Raw genomic sequence first — 18,666 nt, forward strand, 5'->3', positions numbered from 1 at the left:
GTTTTGCGCATTACTAACAAATAAACCAAAGTCTCAGTAGTAAAATCAAAAATTTCACAACAATACAATGAAACGTAATTTCTTTTATTTTGCCTGGCGCGAATTTGTGCGTTCGGCTTCCATGAGTAAAAACATGGCGACCAAAGGCATCCTGATTTTCCTGGCGCTGTATTTCAGTTTAGTCGGCATTTTTTTTGGGTTTCAACTCACCGAGCAACTGGCAGAAGTACCAAATAAAATGCAGGCTTTTAATGCACTAATTTTTATCTATGTGGGTTTCGACCTCATTTTCAGGGTAATGATGCAAAATCTGCCAACCTTTGGTTATCAGCCATTTCTTATCACACCGGTGAGGCGAAAACGCATCGCCCGCTACATGTTGAATAAATCGTTGTTGCATTTTTTTAACGTATTGCCCTTCTTTTTAATGTTGCCTTTCACGTTCAGAATAGCCGTTACCGAATTGGAAACTCCGGTATTGACTGTCTGGCTGGCATCATTAATCCTGATGATATTTGTGAATCATTTTCTGGCCATTTATATCAAGTGGCGAACCAACGAATCGAATGCCTTATTTTACGGTTTTCTGGCCCTGGCAGCCGGCGTTTTTGCCATCGATTACTTTGGCATTTTCGATTTTAGCATACAATTCGGAAAACTATTCGACCTGGTAATAGCACAACCAATCACGGCTTTGTTGTTCCCGGCACTAATCGTTCTGCTGTATCTGCTTAACCAGCAATACCTGTGGAGCCGGTTTTACATCGACGAACTCACGCAAAAGAAAAAAGAAGGCACCACGCACGATTTTTCGTGGCTGAACCAGGTTGGCGAATACGGAAAAATGTTGTCGCTCGAAGTAAAAATGATCGCCCGCAACAAACGTCCGCGACAATCGGCTATGATGTCGGTCCTGTTTATTTTTTATGGCCTGCTGATTTACCGCGACTATAAACCCGACGGGCCGGAATTTATCATCGTTCTTGGCGGTATGTTTATGACCGGCGTTTTCAGTATGATGTACGGTCAGTTCTTCCCGGCCTGGCACAGTCGCTATTACCCGCTGTTGATGGCCCAAAATATGAAAATGAAACAGGTGCTGCAGTCGGCTTTTTTCCTGATGGCGGTCACCAACATTATATTTTACCTGCTTTCGCTGGGTTACATGTACATCACGCCCAAAGTGCTTTACATACACTTTGTGGTAATGCTGTACAATATTGGGGTAAATACCTGGGTAATTTTTGCTTTGGGGCTGAACAGCCGAAAGTCAATCGACCTCGACCAACGGGCAACCTTCAACTACCAGGGAATGAGTGCCACTAATTGGCTGATTACCTTCCCCATAATATTCGGTCCTCTTGCCGTTTACGGACTATTAACCCTGGCCTTCGGAAATATTGCCGCATACGTGATACTCGGTGTGCTTGGTTTGATCGGCATCATCCTTCACCCAAAACTGATCGATTATTTTACCGGTCAATACCTGAAACGCAAACACAAAATGCTGGCGGGGTATAAGTCCACTTAGGCAACTAAAATGGTAAATGAAGAATTAAAATTTAAAACGAAAATTAAAACATCATGATACAAGTAATCAACTTACAAAAAGAATACAACGGAACCACCGTATTAAACATCCCCGAACTGAGTATTGAAAAAGGTGAAATTTTTGGACTGGTTGGCAACAACGGCGCCGGTAAAACTACTTTCTTCTCGCTCGTTCTTGATTTGATTCGCGCCAGCCGCGGAAAAGTACTGATCAACGAAATTCCCGTGGCAAAATCGGAAGACTGGAAAGAACTGGTAGCAGCTTATATCGACGAAAGTTTTACAATCGGGTACCTCACTCCCGATGAGTATTTCAGTTTTATTGGCGAACTCCGTACTATGAACGACACCGATGTTAGCGCATTTCTCAGCAGGTTCAATGATTTCTTTAAGGATGAAATTCTGGGGAAAAAGAAATTCATTCGCAACCTTTCAAAAGGAAATCAGAAGAAAGTGGGTGTGGTTGGCGCCTTTATGGGAAACACCGAGGTTATTGTCCTCGACGAACCTTTTGCCAACCTCGATCCTTCGTCGCAGTACCAGCTTCGCAACATCATTAAGGAAATTGGAAAGCAGCAAAACAAAACCATTCTGATTTCGAGTCACGACCTGGACCATGTTGCCGATGTGTGCTCCCGAATTGTAATTCTGGAGAAAGGAGAAATAGTGCGCGACGTACAAAAAACCGAAACCACACTGGCCGAACTCGAAGAATTCTTTACGGGTGTGAAGGTGGAAACTTCTTTTCACGAAGAGTTGTAAAAGCATCAAAATACGGAGGATTAAAACGTTAGGTCAGCACCTGTTTTTTCTGTAATTTTAACAGAAATTTTCGCTTCATGGAAAATCACGATCAGAATATAAAACAGGCTTATTCAAAAATGGCACAGCTTTGCAGCCGTTCTGAACAGTGTTCGGCTGATATCAGAAAAAAAATCATGGCTTACGAGATCGTGGATGAAATTGTGGACGAAATCATCGATAAATTGATCGACGAGAAATACATCGACGACGAGCGCTATGTGCGGGCTTATGTGAAAGACAAATTTAAATTCAATAAGTGGGGCAAAATCAAGATGCGTTATTACCTGAAATCGAAAGGATTGTCGGATGATGTAATCGAACGCGGCATGGAAGTGATCGACGATGACAAATACAAAGATGTGCTGGTGAAGACGATGAAAGAAAAGGCTAAAACCATTAAAAAGAAAAACAAGTTCGAAAAAATGGGACAGGTCATCCGCTTTGCGCAAAGTCGTGGTTTCGAACCTGAATTGATTCACCGTTATATGAACCTGGCACTGGAATAGAGTTCAGTCGCAGTTTTCAGTTGGTTGACGGAAAATAATTCAGTAATGAATCTCCAATTTTCCATACGAAAAATATTCAAAAGTTTCAGATTTGCTTTCTCCGGATTAAGAATCCTGTTAAAAGAAGAACCAAACGCACGGATTCATGTAATAGCGTGTGTTTTCGCAGTAGCTGCCGGAGTCGCTCTCAAAATCTCAACCTTCGAATGGATCGCAATTATTTTCGCGTGTGGCCTGGTTATTACCGCTGAAATCATAAACACTTCCATCGAAAACATCGCCGATTTTGTTTCATCTGAAAAACACCATCAAATAAAAAAAGTAAAAGACCTTGCTGCGGCCAGTGTACTGGTGGCTGCCATCGCAGCTTTCGTAATTGGAGTAATTATATTTTTACCTAAGGTTTTTATTTTACTCAGATAAGATTATGAAAACTGAGACTGCGACTACTTACTAATTCTTTAAACTTTGAACATGAAACTCTAAACTTTTCCGATTACCTTTGCGTTCCAACAAAAAATAAAACAAAAACATGATTTTAAAGGAACAGGTTAAAGACCTTGTTGAGCGCCGGGATGCGCTGAGGAGGCATCTTTGACTACGATGCAAGAATAATTCAACTCGAAGAGGAAGAACTCAAAACACAGGATCCCGATTTCTGGAACAATCCCAAAGAAGCTGAAGCCCAAATGAAAACCATCCGCACCATCAAGGTGTGGACCGATGGATTCAAAGAAGTAAACCAGGCCACTGAAGATTTTCTGGTATTGTACGAATTCTTCGAAATGGAAGAAGCCAGCGAAGAAGAAGTGGATCAGGCTTTTGCCGACACAGAAAAACTGGTGGAAGAGCTTGAAGCCAAAAACATGCTCCGAAACGAGGAAGACCGTTTGGGAGCAGTACTTCGTATAAATGCCGGAGCCGGCGGAACCGAAAGTAACGACTGGGCCGACATGCTTTTCCGCATGTACACCCGTTGGATTGAAAAGAACGGCTACAAAATGAAAATTGCCGACATGCAGGCTGGCGACGAAGCAGGGATAAAAAGCTGTACCATAGAAATTGAAGGCGATTTTGCCTACGGTTATCTGAAAAGCGAAAACGGCGTGCATCGCCTCGTTCGACTTTCGCCTTTTAATGCGCAGAACAAACGAATGACTTCGTTCACTTCGGTGTATGTTGCTCCGTTGGTCGACGACTCAATTGAAATTGAGATCAATCCGGCAGACATTTCGTGGGATACTTTCAGAAGTGGAGGCGCCGGCGGACAGAACGTAAACAAGGTGGAAACAGGTGTGCGGCTGAAACACGCCCCCACCGGAATCACCATTGAAAACACCGAAAGCCGGTCTCAACTGGGCAACAAGGAAAACGCGCTACGTTTATTGAAATCGCAGTTGTATGAACTGGAACTGCGCAAACGCCGCGAAAAAACTGCCGAAATTGAGGCCTCGAAAAAGAAAATCGAATGGGGCTCACAAATCCGTTCGTACGTGTTGCAGCCTTACAAAATGGTGAAGGACGTACGCACAGGTTATGAAACCGGCAATGTAAACGCTGTTCTCGATGGCGAACTCGATGGTTTTATAAAAGCCTACCTGATGGAATTCGGTGGCGAATAAGCCGAAAACAACCGTTTTCTACTTGCAAATTACGCAGGCTTTTATCATCTTGTAAAAGTTGTTCTCAACCAGTAAATAAGGCCTCACATGTATACAAACGAAAAATTCATAAACAGGGAAATCAGTTGGTTGTCGTTTAACGAGCGGGTGCTCCAGGAAGCGGAAGATCCGGAGACTCCCCTATTCGAGCGAATTCGGTTTATCGGTATTTTCTCGAACAACCTCGACGAATTTTTCCGGGTGAGGGTGGCTACCGTTCGCAGAATGGTCGACATTGGTAAAGACGAAGAAAACCTGCTGGGTGAAATGACTCCAACGGAACTGCACAACAAGATTTATGCAACCGTCCATCAGCAACAGGAAAAAGTACAGGAGATCTTCAAGGACATCATTACAGAACTGAAGGCCAACGACATATTCATGATCGATGAAACGGAGCTTAGCGAGAGTCAGGGTGAATTCGTGCGGAAATACTTTTACGATAAAGTGCTTCCCAACCTGGTGCCGATCATGTTGGGCAAGAACAAATTCCCTTACCTGCGCGATCGCTCGGTGTACCTGGCCATCAAATTATGGAAAGAAGAAGCGCCCGAGGACAAAGCTTATTCACTGATCCGAATTCCGGGTCGTTCGGTACCACGATTCCTGGTCATTCCCGGAGATGAAGGAAAGCAATTTGTAATCATGCTCGACGATATCATTCGTTATTGCATGGCCGACATCTTCTTCTACTTTGATTACGACCGATACGACGCGTTTACCATTAAAATTACACGCGACGCTGAACTTGACCTGGATGATGACATCTCGAAAAGCTTTATCGAGAAAATGAGCACCAGTCTGAAAAGACGCAAAAAAGGTAAGCCTGTGCGTTTGCTTTACGACCGTTACATGCCCGATGATCTGCTTTCGTTTTTACTTAAAAAGATGAAGTTGGCAAAAGGTGATGCAGTACCCGGCGGGCGCTACCATAATCACAAAGACTTTATGAATTTCCCCGAAATTGGGAAAAAAGAACATTATTATACCAACCTTCCTCCTTCGCGACATAAGGATTTGCCGCCTTTTACCAGTGTGCTGAAAATGATGCGGCAAAAGGACATCATGTTGCATTTCCCGTATCACACTTTTAACCATGTACTCGATTTTCTTCGTGAAGCGGCCATCGACCCGCAGGTGAAAGAAATCGGGCTGACAATTTACCGTGTTGCTGCCGATTCGAAAGTGGTAAATGCACTGCTGAATGCAGTAAGAAACGGAAAAGTGGTTACTGTGGTCGTCGAACTTCAGGCGCGATTCGATGAAGAAGCCAATATTTACTGGTCGAATAAATTACAGGAAGAAGGTGCAAATGTGATCAACGGAGTACCCGGGATGAAAGTACACAGCAAATTGGCGTGGGTACAACGTAAAGAAAATGGTAAAATGCGTAACTACGCGTACATCGGCACCGGTAACTTTCACGAAGGAACAGCACGGGTTTATACCGACAAAGGCCTGCTTACCGCCGATCCGCGACTGGCAGACGAAGTGGAAAAAGTATTCAACTTCTTCAAACAAAACTATCTGCATTTTAACTACGAGCACCTGGTGGTGAGCCCCTTCTCGATGCGAAAACACTTTGTAAAAAACATCGATCACGAAATAAAGCTGGCCAAACAGGGAAAACCCGCCTGGATGATTTTGAAGATGAACAGTTTGATCGATCCGGGAATGATGATCAAACTGTATGAAGCGGCACAGGCCGGAGTGAAAATACAGCTGATCATTCGTGGGATTTTCGGGATGCAAATCGGGCTCAATGGTTACAGCGAAAACATAACTGCCATCAGCATTGTTGACAAGTACCTCGAACACACGCGGCTTTTCCTCTTCGGTGCCGGTGGCGAAGAAAAAATGTACATCTCATCGGCCGACTGGATGTCGCGTAACCTGAACCGCAGAATTGAGGTAGCCTGCCCTATTTACGATGAATCGATCAAAGCTGAATTAAAAGAACAGCTCTTTATCCAGTTACGCGATAATTCGAAAGCCCGTATACTCGATCCGCAACTCTTAAACGAATATTCAGACGGAAACACGGATAAAAAATACCGTGCACAGGAAGACTTCTACAATTACATTAAGGAAATTAATACTGTAAACGACGAGACAATTGATACAACGAAATAACACTCTGACCCATGAAAATCTACCATAATCCACGTTGCTCGAAAAGCCGAAACGGGCTCAAATATCTTGAAACAAAAGGCTGTGATTTTGAAGAAGTACGATACCTTGAAGATGGCATCAGTGAAAAAGAATTGAGTGACCTGATTGCCAAAACAGGAAGACCGGCGTTTGATTTTGTTCGCACCCAGGAACAGGTTTATAAAGATGAATTCAAAGGCAAAACGTTGAGCGATAAGGAATGGATAAAAGTATTGGTAGAAAATCCAAAATTGTTGCAACGTCCGATTGTGGTAAATGGAGATAAAGCTGTATTGGGGAATCCGCCTGAAAATATTGACAGCATCCTTTAAGACAAAAACAGCAGATTGACCAGATTATAGGCGAACCTACAAATCTGTGAAATTGTTATATATTTGCGCCCGCATTAACAACGTGTGCTTGATAACCACGTAAAAAACAAGTAAATGAAAACAAAAGTATCCGTAACTTTTATGTTGGCGGGCATTCTGTTTGCTGCCTGCCTTATCCTTTCCAACATTCTTGCAATAAAAATCATGATGATCGGACCGTGGTCAGCTCCGGCAGGAGTGCTGATTTTTCCGTTGGCCTACATTATCAACGATGTGATCGCAGAAGTCTGGGGCTACCAAAAAGCAAGACTGATCATCTGGGCCGGATTCGGTGTAAATATTCTAGCAGCTTTGTTCTTCACACTAGCCATTGCCGCACCTTCAGCTCCGTTCTGGGAAGGACAGGATGCATTCGCCACTACTCTGGGCAATGCTCCGCGAATTGTTGCCGCCAGTATGGCCGCTTACCTGGTGGGTTCATTTCTGAACGCTTACGTAATGAGTCGCTTTAAAATCATGAGTAAAGGGAAGAATTTTTCCCTGCGTGCCATTGTCTCCACACTGGCCGGAGAAGGAGCAGATTCGCTTATTTTTATTACTGTGGCTTTTGCCGGGATCTTCCCATTACAGGTGATGTTGACCATGATACTTACTCAGGCGCTCATCAAAACTGTTTACGAAATTCTTGTGCTTCCGCTTACAATATTGATCGTGAACAAGGTCAAAAAGATCGAGGGCATCGACACGTTCGATTACAATGTTTCTTACAATCCGTTCAGCTTAAAACAAGTTTGATATGATCGCCGATAAAGCACTGGTGGTGTTCTCGGGAGGACAGGATTCAACAACCTGTCTTTTTTGGGCAAAGCAAAACTTTGCAGCGGTACAGGCTATCGCATTCGACTACGGACAGCGGCACAAAATTGAACTGGAAGCAGCTCAAAAAATTGCAAATAAAGCCGGCATTCCGCTTTCCGTTTTCAAGATCGATCTGTTGGGACAACTCACGCAAAATGCACTGACAAGCCAGGAAATGAATGTGGAAGAAGTAAAACCTGAAAACCGTCCGCCCAATACACTGGTGGAAGGACGGAACATGCTTTTTCTCACCTACGCTGCCATCTTCGCAAAAGCAAACGAAATTCACCACCTCATCACCGGTGTGGGACAGGCTGATTTCAGTGGTTATCCCGATTGCCGAAACGATTTTATCCAGTCGTTGAACGGAACGCTAAAACTCTCGATGGATTTCGATTACACCATTCACACCCCGCTGATGTGGAAAAACAAAGCGGAGATATGGCAGCTCGCCAATGAACTGGGTGTGATGGAAATTATTCAAAATGAAACCGTAACCTGTTACAACGGCGTAAAAGGAAGCGGTTGCGGACACTGCCCTGCCTGCATGTTGCGTAACCGTGGTTTGGAGAATTACTTAAAATCAAAACGATCATGAGCGAATTACAACACCTTGGAAAAGATACAAACTACCTCTTCGATTACACGCCCGGCGTGCTCGAAAGTTTCGACAACAAACACCCCGAAAACGATTACTGGGTGAAATTTAATGCACCCGAATTTACCAGCCTGTGCCCGATCACCGGCCAGCCCGACTTTGCAACAATCTACATCAGCTATATTCCAGATGGGAAACTGGTAGAAAGTAAAAGTCTGGAATTGTACCTGTTCAGTTTTCGAAACCATGGTGCTTTCCACGAAGATTGCATTAACATTATTATGAAAGACCTGGTGAAACTGATGGAGCCAAAATATATTGAAGTGTGGGGTAAATTTCTTCCGCGTGGTGGCCTGAGTATCGATCCGTACTGCAATTACGGAAAACCAGGAACCCGTTATGAAGAACTGGCCTGGTACCGCTTGCAAAACCACGACCTGAATCCGGAAAAGATTGATAATCGTTAACACAGGCTGATTCGTAAAGAACAATTTCAACTGTAAAATCTTTTCCGGAACCCCTGAATATTGCAAAACCAGGTTTTTGTGATTTTTTACTAAATTGAAGATAATAAAACCCTTGTTAATTCATTCACACCTAAAAACCGGAAATAGCCAACGAATTGTTAATCGAAGAACGAATTACCAAATCTATTTATCGGATTCGTGATCAAAAAGTAATGCTGGATGCTGATCTTGCAGAAATGTATGGCATTGAAACGAAGATATTAAAGCGTGCAGTGCGAAGAAATTCCGAACGTTTCCCAAATGATTTTATGTTTGAACTCTCGAAAGAATAGTGGGATAACTTGAGGTTCCAATTTGGCACCTCAAGTAAATGGGAGGAACAAGATATCCCCCTTTTGTTTTTACCGAGCAGGGAGTTGCCATGCTTTCTTCTGTACTGAATAGCCCACAAGCGATAGAAGTAAAAATATCCATCATGCGGGTATTTGTGAAAATGCGGCAATGGGCAAGCAACTACACCGAATTGATAAAAAAGATTGAAGAACTCCAGCAATCGGAATCAGAACAAAATAAGCACATCGCCAACATCTATCGCATTATTGAAGAATTGGTCAAACCTCAGTTTAAAGAACGCAAGCCAATCGGCTATAAAACAAAGTAATAATATTTAATAAAAAGCCGGCTACTTTTCAGCAACCGGCTATATAAAATTGTCCTCTTCCTGAAGCAAAAGACAATCTATTTTCCTAATTTTTCTTTGATCAGCCCGGGTATTTCCGAAGGTTCTTTCGCAACCGGAACACCAGCAGCATTAAAGGCTTTAACCTTTTCTTCGGCCGTTCCTGCTCCACTCGAAATAATCGCTCCGGCGTGTCCCATTCGTTTTCCCGGAGGAGCCGATTGACCGGCAATGAAGGCAACCACCGGTTTGGTCATTTTTTCCTTGATGAATTTTGCAGCCTGCTCTTCGGCGTCGCCACCAATTTCACCGATAACAACTACGGCATCGGTTTTTGGATCGTTCTCGTACATTTCGAGCAGATCGATAAAATACAGACCCGATACAGAGTCACCACCAATTCCAACGCAGGTTGTTTGTCCCAAACCACTTTCAGTTAGCATGTTTACCACCTCGTAAGTCAATGTCCCCGAACGCGAGATCAGACCAACGTTTCCGGGCTTAAAAATCATGGAAGGAAGAATCCCGATCAGACATTCGCCCGGAGTAATTAATCCGGGACAGTTGGCACCGATCAGTTTCGTACCGTGTTTTTCCAACACCGGCATTACGCGAATCATATCCTGAACAGGAACATGTTCGGTAATACAAACCACCAGTTCGATGCCGGCGTAACTGGCTTCCATAATAGCATCTCCTGCAAAAGGTGCCGGAACAAAAATTACTGAAGCATTTGCTCCCGTTGCTTTTACAGCATCTTCAACGGTGTTAAATACAGGTATACCTTCGACCTGTTGACCCGCTTTGCCGGGTGAAATTCCTCCAACAATGTTGGTTCCGTAAGCTTTCATTTTACTGGTGTGAAAAGCACCATCGCGACCGGTAATTCCCTGAACAATTACCTTTGTATCTTTATTAATAAGTATACTCATTACTCTAACTTTTTACTTTCAACTTTTTACTTTTTACTTAACTCGATGGCTTTCTTAGCAGCTTCACTCATGGTTTTTACCACCGGCAAACCGGTTTGTTCAATAATTTCCAACCCTTCCTTCGCATTGGTTCCTGAAAGTCGGATTACGATCGGAATATCAGTTTTTATCTCCTGAAGTGCAGCTACCAAACCACGGGCAACATCGTCGCAACGGGTAATTCCACCAAAAATGTTGATCATTACTGATTTCACATTTTTGTCGCTCAGTAAAATATTCATGGCGTCGATCACTTTTTGTGGATTCGACGAACCACCGATATCGAGGAAGTTGGCCGGATCTCCGCCATACAATTTAATCATGTCCATGGTTGCCATTGCCAGACCGGCTCCATTAACCATACAACCGATATTTCCGTCGAGTTTAATGTACGACAAACCTTTTGCATTGGCTTCCAGTTCTTTTTTCTCGTTCTCGTCAGCCTCGCGCATGGCAATAATTTCTCTCTGACGGAACAATGCATTGTCGTCGAAATTCATTTTACCGTCAATCGCCAGAACCTGTTTATCCGGAGTAAGAACCAGCGGATTAATTTCTGCCAGCGATGAATCGGTTTCAATATAAAGTTGGTACAACTTCACCAAAATTGCGGCTGCCTGACGCACCTGTTTTGGATCGCCAAATAACTGAAGCGCCACTTTCCGGGCTTGCCAGTCCATTAAACCCATGGTAGGATCGATCGGCATTTTTATGATCTTCTCGGGCGAAGTCTTGGCCACTTCTTCAATTTCAACACCACCTTCGGCACTTGCCATAAGCATTACCGACTTGGTGTTACGGTCGTTGATCAAACCAACATAGAATTCCTTTTCAATGTCAACCGCATCGGCAACAAGGATTTTTTCAACGGTAATTCCCTTGATTTCCATCCCAAGTATTTGCTTGGCTTTTTCAATGGCTTCTGCTTTTGTGGTAGCCAGTTTTACACCACCTGCCTTACCGCGGCCGCCAACCAAAACCTGTGCTTTTACTACTCTCAATTTGTCTTTGTCAGAGATTTTCTTTTTAACCTCATCAACCGAATGGCACAACTCACCTTCCGGAACAGGAATCCCGTACTTCCTGAATAAATCTCGGGCTTGATATTCGTGAATCTTCATATGATATTATTATTTAGATCATCAGCAATTGATGATTTTTTAAAGAATTTGCGTTGGATATGTCTGGAGCTTGTGTTGAACAATTTTCCTGATTTATCAAAATGCCAAATTATTTCTTAAAAATATTAATTATTTAACTCTAAGCAGCACTAAATTGTTTTGATTTTTTATGACCTATAACACATTTCTACCGTAACTAAAATCACAGTTTTCTTAATTCAGCTGAAATGCCAAACAATAGTCCTAGCGGAAATATTTTTTTGAGTAGTTTTGCAAGCTAAATGAGTTTTATGAAGGACACAATTAAAAAGGTAATCGAACACGAGGCGCAGGCAATTCTGAACATCCCGGTTGAAGATGGAATGATCGAGGCTATCAATCTCATTCACCGCCAGGTTCACATAAAAAAAGGAAAACTGGTAACCAGCGGAATGGGAAAAGCCGGACAAATAGCACTGAACATTGCAACCACTTTTAGTTCAACCGGAACTCCGGCAGTGTTTCTCCACCCGAGCGAATCGCAACATGGCGATTTGGGCGTTCTGCAGGAAAACGACGTGTTGCTGGTGATCTCCAACTCAGGAAAAACCCGTGAGATTATCGAACTGATCGACCTGGCAGAAAACCTGCACAAAGGACTGCCGCTGATCGTTATTTCGAGCAATCCGGAAGGAGTTCTGGCGCAGGAAGCCGACGCCTTTATTTACACCGGAAATCCCAAAGAAGTGTGTCCGCTCGGACTTTCGCCAACTACGTCAACAACGGTAATGACTGTGATTGGTGACGCGCTGGTGGTTTCGATGATGAACAAAATAGGTTTTAGCAACGAAGATTACGCCAAACGTCACCATGGTGGTTACCTTGGCGACAAATCCCGTTCACAGGCAAGAACAGAAAGCAAGAAGTAGTTGTTAGTGTTGTATTAGAGCATACAACATAAACCGAAAAATTCAAAAGAATGCGAATTACAAAAGAAAATACAATTGGATTGGTTATCGACATTCAGGAACGTTTGTTCCCGGTAATGAATGAAAAAGAAACCCTCCTGAAAAATTGCAAAATATTAATCGAAGGCCTGAATACGCTAAATATCCCAATGCTGGTTAGCCAGCAATACACAAAAGGCTTAGGCGAAACACTGCCCGAAATTAAAGCTGTAATGCCCGATTTCGAATACATCGAGAAAACCGCCTTTAGCTGTTACGAACTGCCCGAAATCAATGCCAAGCTCCAGCAGTTGAACGCCCGGAACGTAATTATCTGCGGAATTGAATCGCATGTATGTGTATTGCAAACCGCGGTTGACATGAAGGAGGCCGGACTCAACCCGATTGTGGTGATGGATTGCGTTTCGTCGCGCACAAAAGAAAACTACGAGATCGCTAAAGAACGCTTCAGAAACGAAGGAATTATGATGACTTCGTATGAATCGATTCTTTTTGAACTGACCCGTGCTGCAGGTACAACTGAGTTCAAAGCCATTTCGAAACTGGTTAAATAATAGTATGCTCGAAATCTGCGCCATCGCTTCAGGAAGTAACGGAAATTGCTATTACATCGGGAACAACACCGATGCAATTTTGATTGACGCCGGTATTTCAACCAAACAGATTTTAATTCGCATGGCGGAACGTGAGCTTGATCCCGGAAAACTGAAAGCCCTCTTTATCACACACGAACACGGCGACCACATGCGCGGTGCACGGGTCTTGGCCAAGCGCTTGCAAATTCCGGTATACATCACGGCAAAAACTTACAACAGTGCGTATAAAAACCTGCGCCCCGATTATCCGCGTTTTTTCAAACCGGAAGACGTGATTGAGGTAGGTGGATTTTCGGTTTACCCGGTGTTGAAAAATCACGACGCTGCCGAACCCTGTTCCTTCAGGGTGAAATATCACGATAAAAACATCGGAGTTTTTACTGACATTGGCGAAGCCTGCGACAACGTAAAAACGCATTTCAGCCAATGCGACAGTGTGTTCCTTGAATCGAATTACGATGAAAAAATGCTGTGGGACGGACATTATCCATGGCCTCTAAAAAAACGCGTGGCTTCTGACCTGGGACACCTTTCCAACGATCAGGCTTTCCAATTACTTGACGAACATGGTTCGGAGAAATTACAGTGTGTGTTCTTAAGTCACTTGTCGAAAGACAACAACTCGCCCGAAAAAGCCTTTGAAACCATGCAGCCGCTTTCTGAAAGATTCAATATTAAACTGGCTTACCGCTACGAAGCCAGCGAAATATTCACATTGCAGTAGACAAAAAAATCCCGGACCAACATTGTTAATCCGGGACACTATCAATAATGAATTAGATTCTCTAATTATTCAACAGGTTTTTACTTAAGGCAACCAATGTCTCCTTTTTACGTGATTCTGGCACCAGAATAGAAATATTGTGGCGACTTCCTCCGTACGATATCATTCGGATCGGGATGCCATCCAGAGCGTTGAAAACCTTCGATGCAAAACCTTTTTCTTCTTCAATAATATCGCCAACGATACAAACAATCGACATATCGTAATCCACTTCAACTGTTCCGAATTGGCTTAATTCTTCCAGAATAGTATCCAGTTGTTTTGTGTCGTCGATGGTTAATGAAACAGCCACCTCCGACGTCGAGATCATATCAATTGAAGTACGGTGTTTTTCGAAAATGGCAAACACATTTTTCAGAAAACCATAGGCCATCAGCATTCGGCCAGAGCGAATTTTTATAGCTGTAATGCCATCTTTGGCGGCAACTGCTTTTATGCCTTTACCATCCGACTCTGCGGTGATCAAAGTTCCTCCATCCGATGGATTCATGGTATTTTTCAGTCGCACCGGAATATTCTGAACACGTGCCGGCAAAACGGTTTGCGGGTGCAGGATCTTGGCACCAAAATACGCCAGCTCAGCAGCTTCATTAAACGAAAGCTGTTCTATTTTCTTCGTGTTCTCCACAAAACGCGGGTCATTATTATGGAATCCGTCAATGTCAGTCCAAATCTGAATTTCTTCTGCATCGATAGCAGCACCGATCAACGATGCGGTATAATCGCTACCACCACGTTGCAGGTTATTGATGTCGCCGTTAACATCGCGGCAAATAAATCCCTGCGTAATGTAATAGTCGGCCTCTCCCACCGCTTCAATAACCGGAGTAATGTGCTCGCGAATAAAATTCAGGTCCGCAGCTTTGTCCTCATCAATTTTCATAAAATCGAGCGCCGGCAATAACTTGGTATTGTAACCACTTTCATTCATTAAAATGGTAACCAGGTTGGTAGAAATAATCTCGCCCTGCGCCAGAATGGTATTCTCGCCAACCAGCGAAAAGTTACCGGTTGTAAACGATTTAAGGGTGTCGAAACTTTCCTTTACGATTTCCAGTCCCTTTTGTTTGTTTTCATCAGAAGTGAACAATTCTGCCACTACTTCCTTATACTTTGCCTCCAGTTTCCCGATTGCGATTCTGGCGCTGTCTTTATTTTTCTTGTGCAGGAAATTCGAAATTTCAACCAGCGAATTTGTAGTTCCCGACATGGCCGAAAGTACAATTATCTTTTTCTCGCCATCGGCTACCAAATTCATTACAGCCCGCATATTTTCAGGCGATCCAACCGATGTTCCTCCAAATTTTAAAACTCTCATTTTCAGTTTATAGCTTTGAAATTAATTAGACGGCAAATATGACTATTTTTAGGAAATTATAAAAGATATCAAACCAAACTGCATTTACTTTCACAGCGAATGTTTAAACCTCATTCTAATCTCTGAACTTTTCCAACAAAAATTCGACAAGATCTTTTCCCGATTCATCAATCAGACTGATAGAAGGCGCATAAACAACAGCTTCCAGTCCGACTTCATCAGCCCGGTCTTTTAGCGCCTTGGCGTGCAGGGGATGGTGCTGAAGTTCATCTTCATTTGTCGGTATTCCGGCTTCCTTGTCGTTGTACACAAAGATTGGAGCACCATCGGCGCTCATTTTCTTGAGGAAATCGAGGTTATTTCTGATATCGGTTTGTGCATACAGATCCACTCCTTTTGCTGAATTCAGGCCAAAAGCACGGGCAATCATCTGCAATTCCTGTTGGCTTTTTTCAGCAGGAAGACCGATTATCTCCGACCAGCGCAAAATATCGTACGTGGATTGAGCTACAAATGCCCCGGCAGCCACAATTTTTGTTGATTCGCGCAATACCGGATCTTCGCTTTCGGGCTCGGCCATATCATCCGAAAAAGCCAGCCAAAGAGCGGTTCCAGCTCCTGCCGATCCTCCGGAACAGGCAATTTTTTCTTTATCTATATTGAATTTTTCAGCGTTGTTGCGAATGTATTGCAGGCAACGTTTCGAATCGTTCATACTGCTCAGAATTCCGTACGGCGGCTCGTTCATATACCGGTAATTGATACTGGCCACCGAAACTCCTGCTTCCAAAAGTCGGGGCCAGTCTTCCGATTCGTAATACCTCGATTTATCGCCTCCAATAAAACCACCTCCGTGAATAAATATTACCAGCGGTGTTGGCTCCTGCGAGTCTGCCAGCCAAATATCAAAAGTATTTCGTTCGTGAGGTCCGTAAGTTTCGTTGCAATATGTTGCTCTTACACCGGCTGCGTTTACTGCTTCCGGAAGTTGCTGTTGCTGTTCCATTTCAAATTTGATTGTGACACAAAAGTAGGAATATTGAAATGGCTCTCAAAAACTGCACAGCGTTTTTACCGCAGTGTTAATATTGAATTGCTAAAAACTGCCAAAAATGGCGTGTTTCTCCGAATTAAAATAAATGGTGGAATAGATGTTGAAATGCTCCTTATTGGTGGTGAGTTTTCGTTCCATATAAAGCACCGGCTGCCCGGGTTTCAAATGCAACAACTGCCGAACCTGAACCGTTGGTTTTACTGCTTTCAGTTTTTGCTCGCCTCCCAGAATCTCAATCTGATAATTCTTACGCAGCACTTCAAAAAGTGATTTGTTTTCGAAGGAGCGTTGCGTGAAACGCGGAAGATTAATATTTGGAAGGTGGTTCACGTCGTAAAAAACCGGTTCGTTTTCTACGTATCGCAAGCGTTCCATATAAATACAACCCGATTCCTGTTCCAGGTCAGAAAGTTCGAAAGGAAAGTCGCCAGGCCAGGTTTGCACAACAGGTTTTTGCAGAATGTCGGTTTTCAGATAGCGAACACCAACGGCCGAAGCGGTACCCGCTATGGATAAAATTCCAATGTTCTGTGGCGGCTTTCTTACGATGCTGCCTTTTCCCTGTTTTTTTAGAATAAGTCCGTCTTTTACCAGTGTCTCCAGCGCATGACGCACAGTTGGTCGCGTCATTTCGTGGGCCGAACACAATTCATTTTCAGAGGGTAACAAATCGCCTTCCCTGTACACACCATTAATTATGTGCTTGCGAAGCAATTCGTAGAGTTTTCGGTATTGCGGTACGTTGTCCATTGTGACTTCAAAGTTAAACTAATTTCAAAAAGTACAAAACAACTTGTAAATACAAGTTATAAAATATATTTTTACTCCGAAAATTTAATATTATATTTATATTTTTGAATTTCAATCATTTACAAATTATTAGTTTTTAAATTTGTACCAACAAGTTAAAAGAAAACTACAAACTTATACTATATGGCAGTACCAGTAATGATGCCACGGCAAGGACAATCAGTTGAATCATGCATCCTTGGTCAATGGTTTAAAGAGGTAGGCGAAGAGGTAAACGAAGGCGACATCCTTTTCTCCTACGAAACCGATAAGGCGTCTTTTGAAGAAGAAGCAAAAGAAGCCGGAGTTCTACTCGCAACCTTTTTTGAAGAAGGCGATGAAATTCCGGTACTCACCAATGTCGCCGTCGTCGGGAAAAAAGGAGAATCGGTTGACGAATTCAGACCGGGAGCCGAAGCTGCAGCCGAGGAAATTCCGGCGAGCGAATCGACAGTAGAAACAGCTGATGAAGCTCCAAAAGTTTTTGAATTTGAAGTGGATGAAAGTGAAACAGGTTCACGGATCAGAATCTCGCCACTGGCACGCAACATGGCCGCCAAATTGGGTGTTGATATCAGCTCAGTAAAAGGAACCGGCCCACACGGACGAATAATCGCACGCGATATTGAAACGGCCGCTGCAGCTCCCAAAGTTGAAAAAGCAGCAGCTCCTGTCAAAGCTGCACCGGCCGCCAAACCGGCTCCGGCAGCAATCATCGAATCAGGTGACGATTTTGAAGTAAAATCCATCCCAAATATTCGAAAACTGATCGCAACGGCCATGCACCAGTCGCTGCAAAATTCGGCCCAGTTAACTCACCACATGAGCGCTGATGCGCGCCAGGTAATGAAACTGCGCAAGAAATTCAAGAAGCAACTCGAAGCCGGAGAGATCAAGCAAAATGTGACCATCAACGACCTGGTTTGTTTTGCTGTAATCCGCGCTCTGGAGAAATTCCCTCAGGTTAATACACATTACCTGGGCGATAAAATGAAATGGTTTAATAAAGTCCACCTTGGTCTGGCAGTTGATACTGAAAGAGGATTAATGGTTCCTGCGCTCAGAAATGCCGACGATCTTTCGATATCCGGTCTTTCAAGCCAGTTAAAAGAACTCTCAACAGCTGCCCGCAACGGTAATGTAAACCCAGATTTACTGAATCCTGCTGCTGCAACATTTACAGTTTCGAACCTTGGAAATTACGGTGTGGAAATGTTTACTCCGGTGATCAACCTGCCGCAAACCGCGATACTTGGTGTTTGTACCATTGTTCCTCGTCCGAAAGAACTGGAAGAAGGTGTTTATGGTTTTGTTCCTATGATGGGACTTTCGCTCACCTACGATCACCAGGCGTTGGACGGCGGTGAAGCAACACTTTTCCTGGCTGAAATCAAAAACCAGATAGAAAATTTACAAGTTTAGAGTTCAGCGTTCAAAGTTCAAAGTGCTTTACTCTGAACACTGAACTTCAAACTCTAA

At 43.4% G+C, this 18,666-nt stretch carries 21 protein-coding genes; 16 read left to right on the plus strand and 5 right to left on the minus strand.

What is annotated here, in order from left to right; genetic code table 11:
• Positions 1-67: 67 nt before the first annotated feature.
• The 12 genes from HFD85_RS20780 to HFD85_RS21720 all read left to right on the plus strand — a co-directional run bounded on the left by HFD85_RS20780 (position 68) and on the right by HFD85_RS21720 (position 9,589).
• On the plus strand, positions 68-1,531 hold the full coding sequence (locus tag HFD85_RS20780) for a DUF5687 family protein (RefSeq protein ID WP_167614178.1): 1,464 nt from the start codon (positions 68-70) through the stop codon (positions 1,529-1,531).
• 53 nt (positions 1,532-1,584) lie between these two features.
• Positions 1,585-2,313: an ABC transporter ATP-binding protein gene (locus HFD85_RS20785; RefSeq protein WP_167614180.1), complete on the plus strand. Its 729-nt coding sequence runs from the start codon at positions 1,585-1,587 to the stop codon at positions 2,311-2,313.
• 77 nt (positions 2,314-2,390) lie between these two features.
• Entirely contained in the window at positions 2,391-2,861 is a 471-nt protein-coding gene (locus HFD85_RS20790) for a regulatory protein RecX (RefSeq protein ID WP_167614182.1), read from the plus strand.
• A 45-nt stretch (positions 2,862-2,906) separates the two neighbouring features.
• Complete coding sequence (locus tag HFD85_RS20795; protein ID WP_167614184.1) at positions 2,907-3,284, plus strand: diacylglycerol kinase; 378 nt, start codon at positions 2,907-2,909, stop codon at positions 3,282-3,284.
• A 109-nt stretch (positions 3,285-3,393) separates the two neighbouring features.
• A protein-coding gene (prfB, locus tag HFD85_RS20800; protein ID WP_167614186.1) for a peptide chain release factor 2 occupies positions 3,394-4,483 on the plus strand; the annotation gives its coding sequence in 2 pieces (ribosomal slippage) (positions 3,394-3,456 and positions 3,458-4,483; 1,089 coding nt in all).
• Positions 4,484-4,570: 87 nt separating this feature from the next.
• Positions 4,571-6,655: a polyphosphate kinase 1 gene (gene ppk1, locus HFD85_RS20805; RefSeq protein WP_167614188.1), complete on the plus strand. Its 2,085-nt coding sequence runs from the start codon at positions 4,571-4,573 to the stop codon at positions 6,653-6,655.
• An 11-nt stretch (positions 6,656-6,666) separates the two neighbouring features.
• A complete protein-coding gene (arsC, locus tag HFD85_RS20810) occupies positions 6,667-7,005 on the plus strand; it encodes an arsenate reductase (glutaredoxin) (protein WP_167614190.1) in 339 nt (112 codons plus the stop codon).
• Positions 7,006-7,119: 114 nt separating this feature from the next.
• The gene (locus tag HFD85_RS20815) at positions 7,120-7,800 is read left to right on the plus strand and encodes a queuosine precursor transporter (RefSeq protein WP_167614192.1); all 681 of its coding nucleotides are present in this window, start codon (positions 7,120-7,122) and stop codon (positions 7,798-7,800) included.
• A gap of 1 nt (position 7,801) precedes the next feature.
• Positions 7,802-8,461, plus strand: a complete 660-nt coding sequence (gene queC, locus HFD85_RS20820; protein ID WP_167614198.1) for a 7-cyano-7-deazaguanine synthase QueC — start codon at positions 7,802-7,804, stop codon at positions 8,459-8,461.
• Positions 8,458-8,928 (plus strand): preQ(1) synthase, encoded by a 471-nt coding sequence (queF, locus tag HFD85_RS20825; RefSeq protein WP_167614200.1) that lies wholly within the window; start codon positions 8,458-8,460, stop codon positions 8,926-8,928. Before queC ends, queF begins: the two co-directional genes overlap by 4 nt.
• A gap of 155 nt (positions 8,929-9,083) precedes the next feature.
• A complete protein-coding gene (locus tag HFD85_RS21960; RefSeq protein ID WP_206082045.1) occupies positions 9,084-9,260 on the plus strand; it encodes an ORF6N domain-containing protein in 177 nt (58 codons plus the stop codon).
• A gap of 38 nt (positions 9,261-9,298) precedes the next feature.
• Complete coding sequence (locus HFD85_RS21720) at positions 9,299-9,589, plus strand: ORF6N domain-containing protein (protein WP_206082046.1); 291 nt, start codon at positions 9,299-9,301, stop codon at positions 9,587-9,589.
• A gap of 77 nt (positions 9,590-9,666) precedes the next feature.
• On the opposite strand, the gene sucD is transcribed toward HFD85_RS21720, so the two are convergent.
• Together sucD and sucC are read right to left on the minus strand one after the other, a co-directional pair.
• Positions 9,667-10,539 carry a succinate--CoA ligase subunit alpha gene (sucD, locus tag HFD85_RS20835; RefSeq protein ID WP_167614202.1) on the minus strand — a complete coding sequence of 291 codons (873 nt, stop codon included), beginning with the start codon at positions 10,537-10,539 and terminating at the stop codon, positions 9,667-9,669.
• 26 nt (positions 10,540-10,565) lie between these two features.
• Positions 10,566-11,699 (minus strand): ADP-forming succinate--CoA ligase subunit beta, encoded by a 1,134-nt coding sequence (gene sucC, locus HFD85_RS20840; protein ID WP_167614204.1) that lies wholly within the window; start codon positions 11,697-11,699, stop codon positions 10,566-10,568.
• 290 nt (positions 11,700-11,989) lie between these two features.
• Between sucC and HFD85_RS20845 the strand changes: the two genes are divergently transcribed.
• Genes HFD85_RS20845 through HFD85_RS20855 form a run of 3 tightly spaced genes read left to right on the plus strand, consistent with a single transcriptional unit; the run spans position 11,990 to position 13,966 of the window.
• Positions 11,990-12,607, plus strand: coding sequence for a KpsF/GutQ family sugar-phosphate isomerase (locus HFD85_RS20845; RefSeq protein WP_167614206.1), 618 nt, complete (start codon positions 11,990-11,992; stop codon positions 12,605-12,607).
• A gap of 50 nt (positions 12,608-12,657) precedes the next feature.
• Entirely contained in the window at positions 12,658-13,200 is a 543-nt protein-coding gene (locus HFD85_RS20850; RefSeq protein WP_167614208.1) for an isochorismatase family protein, read from the plus strand.
• Between the two features lie 4 nt (positions 13,201-13,204).
• Positions 13,205-13,966 carry an MBL fold metallo-hydrolase gene (locus HFD85_RS20855; protein WP_167614209.1) on the plus strand — a complete coding sequence of 254 codons (762 nt, stop codon included), beginning with the start codon at positions 13,205-13,207 and terminating at the stop codon, positions 13,964-13,966.
• A 61-nt stretch (positions 13,967-14,027) separates the two neighbouring features.
• Here the strand turns inward: HFD85_RS20855 and HFD85_RS20860 are convergent, their stop codons facing one another.
• The 3 genes from HFD85_RS20860 to HFD85_RS20870 all read right to left on the minus strand — a co-directional run bounded on the left by HFD85_RS20860 (position 14,028) and on the right by HFD85_RS20870 (position 17,148).
• Positions 14,028-15,344, minus strand: coding sequence for an aspartate kinase (locus HFD85_RS20860; RefSeq protein ID WP_167614210.1), 1,317 nt, complete (start codon positions 15,342-15,344; stop codon positions 14,028-14,030).
• Positions 15,345-15,459: 115 nt separating this feature from the next.
• Positions 15,460-16,350, minus strand: coding sequence for an alpha/beta hydrolase (locus HFD85_RS20865; RefSeq protein ID WP_167614211.1), 891 nt, complete (start codon positions 16,348-16,350; stop codon positions 15,460-15,462).
• Positions 16,351-16,440: 90 nt separating this feature from the next.
• A complete protein-coding gene (locus HFD85_RS20870; protein ID WP_167614213.1) occupies positions 16,441-17,148 on the minus strand; it encodes a GntR family transcriptional regulator in 708 nt (235 codons plus the stop codon).
• Between the two features lie 183 nt (positions 17,149-17,331).
• Between HFD85_RS20870 and HFD85_RS20875 the strand changes: the two genes are divergently transcribed.
• Positions 17,332-18,609, plus strand: coding sequence for a dihydrolipoamide acetyltransferase family protein (locus HFD85_RS20875; RefSeq protein WP_167614215.1), 1,278 nt, complete (start codon positions 17,332-17,334; stop codon positions 18,607-18,609).
• Positions 18,610-18,666 lie beyond the last annotated feature (57 nt).

It is taken from the genome of Maribellus sediminis, assembly GCF_011799805.1.
GTDB lineage: Bacteria > Bacteroidota > Bacteroidia > Bacteroidales > Prolixibacteraceae > Draconibacterium > Draconibacterium sediminis_A.

Excerpts from the sequence above, each read along its gene's own strand:
- HFD85_RS20795 (WP_167614184.1), top strand. The coding sequence starts at position 2,907 with ATGAATCTCCAATTTTCCATACGAAAAATATTCAAAAGTTTCAGATTT.
- ppk1 (WP_167614188.1), top strand. The coding sequence starts at position 4,571 with ATGTATACAAACGAAAAATTCATAAACAGGGAAATCAGTTGGTTGTCG.
- HFD85_RS20855 (WP_167614209.1), top strand. The coding sequence starts at position 13,205 with ATGCTCGAAATCTGCGCCATCGCTTCAGGAAGTAACGGAAATTGCTAT.
- HFD85_RS20780 (WP_167614178.1), top strand. The coding sequence starts at position 68 with ATGAAACGTAATTTCTTTTATTTTGCCTGGCGCGAATTTGTGCGTTCG.
- HFD85_RS20860 (WP_167614210.1), bottom strand. The coding sequence starts at position 15,344 with ATGAGAGTTTTAAAATTTGGAGGAACATCGGTTGGATCGCCTGAAAAT.
- HFD85_RS20815 (WP_167614192.1), top strand. The coding sequence starts at position 7,120 with ATGAAAACAAAAGTATCCGTAACTTTTATGTTGGCGGGCATTCTGTTT.
- HFD85_RS20875 (WP_167614215.1), top strand. The coding sequence starts at position 17,332 with ATGGCAGTACCAGTAATGATGCCACGGCAAGGACAATCAGTTGAATCA.
- queF (WP_167614200.1), top strand. The coding sequence starts at position 8,458 with ATGAGCGAATTACAACACCTTGGAAAAGATACAAACTACCTCTTCGAT.
- HFD85_RS20845 (WP_167614206.1), top strand. The coding sequence starts at position 11,990 with ATGAAGGACACAATTAAAAAGGTAATCGAACACGAGGCGCAGGCAATT.
- sucD (WP_167614202.1), bottom strand. The coding sequence starts at position 10,539 with ATGAGTATACTTATTAATAAAGATACAAAGGTAATTGTTCAGGGAATT.
- HFD85_RS20865 (WP_167614211.1), bottom strand. The coding sequence starts at position 16,350 with ATGGAACAGCAACAGCAACTTCCGGAAGCAGTAAACGCAGCCGGTGTA.
- HFD85_RS20870 (WP_167614213.1), bottom strand. The coding sequence starts at position 17,148 with ATGGACAACGTACCGCAATACCGAAAACTCTACGAATTGCTTCGCAAG.
- sucC (WP_167614204.1), bottom strand. The coding sequence starts at position 11,699 with ATGAAGATTCACGAATATCAAGCCCGAGATTTATTCAGGAAGTACGGG.
- arsC (WP_167614190.1), top strand. The coding sequence starts at position 6,667 with ATGAAAATCTACCATAATCCACGTTGCTCGAAAAGCCGAAACGGGCTC.
- queC (WP_167614198.1), top strand. The coding sequence starts at position 7,802 with ATGATCGCCGATAAAGCACTGGTGGTGTTCTCGGGAGGACAGGATTCA.
- HFD85_RS20790 (WP_167614182.1), top strand. The coding sequence starts at position 2,391 with ATGGAAAATCACGATCAGAATATAAAACAGGCTTATTCAAAAATGGCA.
- HFD85_RS20785 (WP_167614180.1), top strand. The coding sequence starts at position 1,585 with ATGATACAAGTAATCAACTTACAAAAAGAATACAACGGAACCACCGTA.
- HFD85_RS20850 (WP_167614208.1), top strand. The coding sequence starts at position 12,658 with ATGCGAATTACAAAAGAAAATACAATTGGATTGGTTATCGACATTCAG.
- HFD85_RS21720 (WP_206082046.1), top strand. The coding sequence starts at position 9,299 with ATGGGAGGAACAAGATATCCCCCTTTTGTTTTTACCGAGCAGGGAGTT.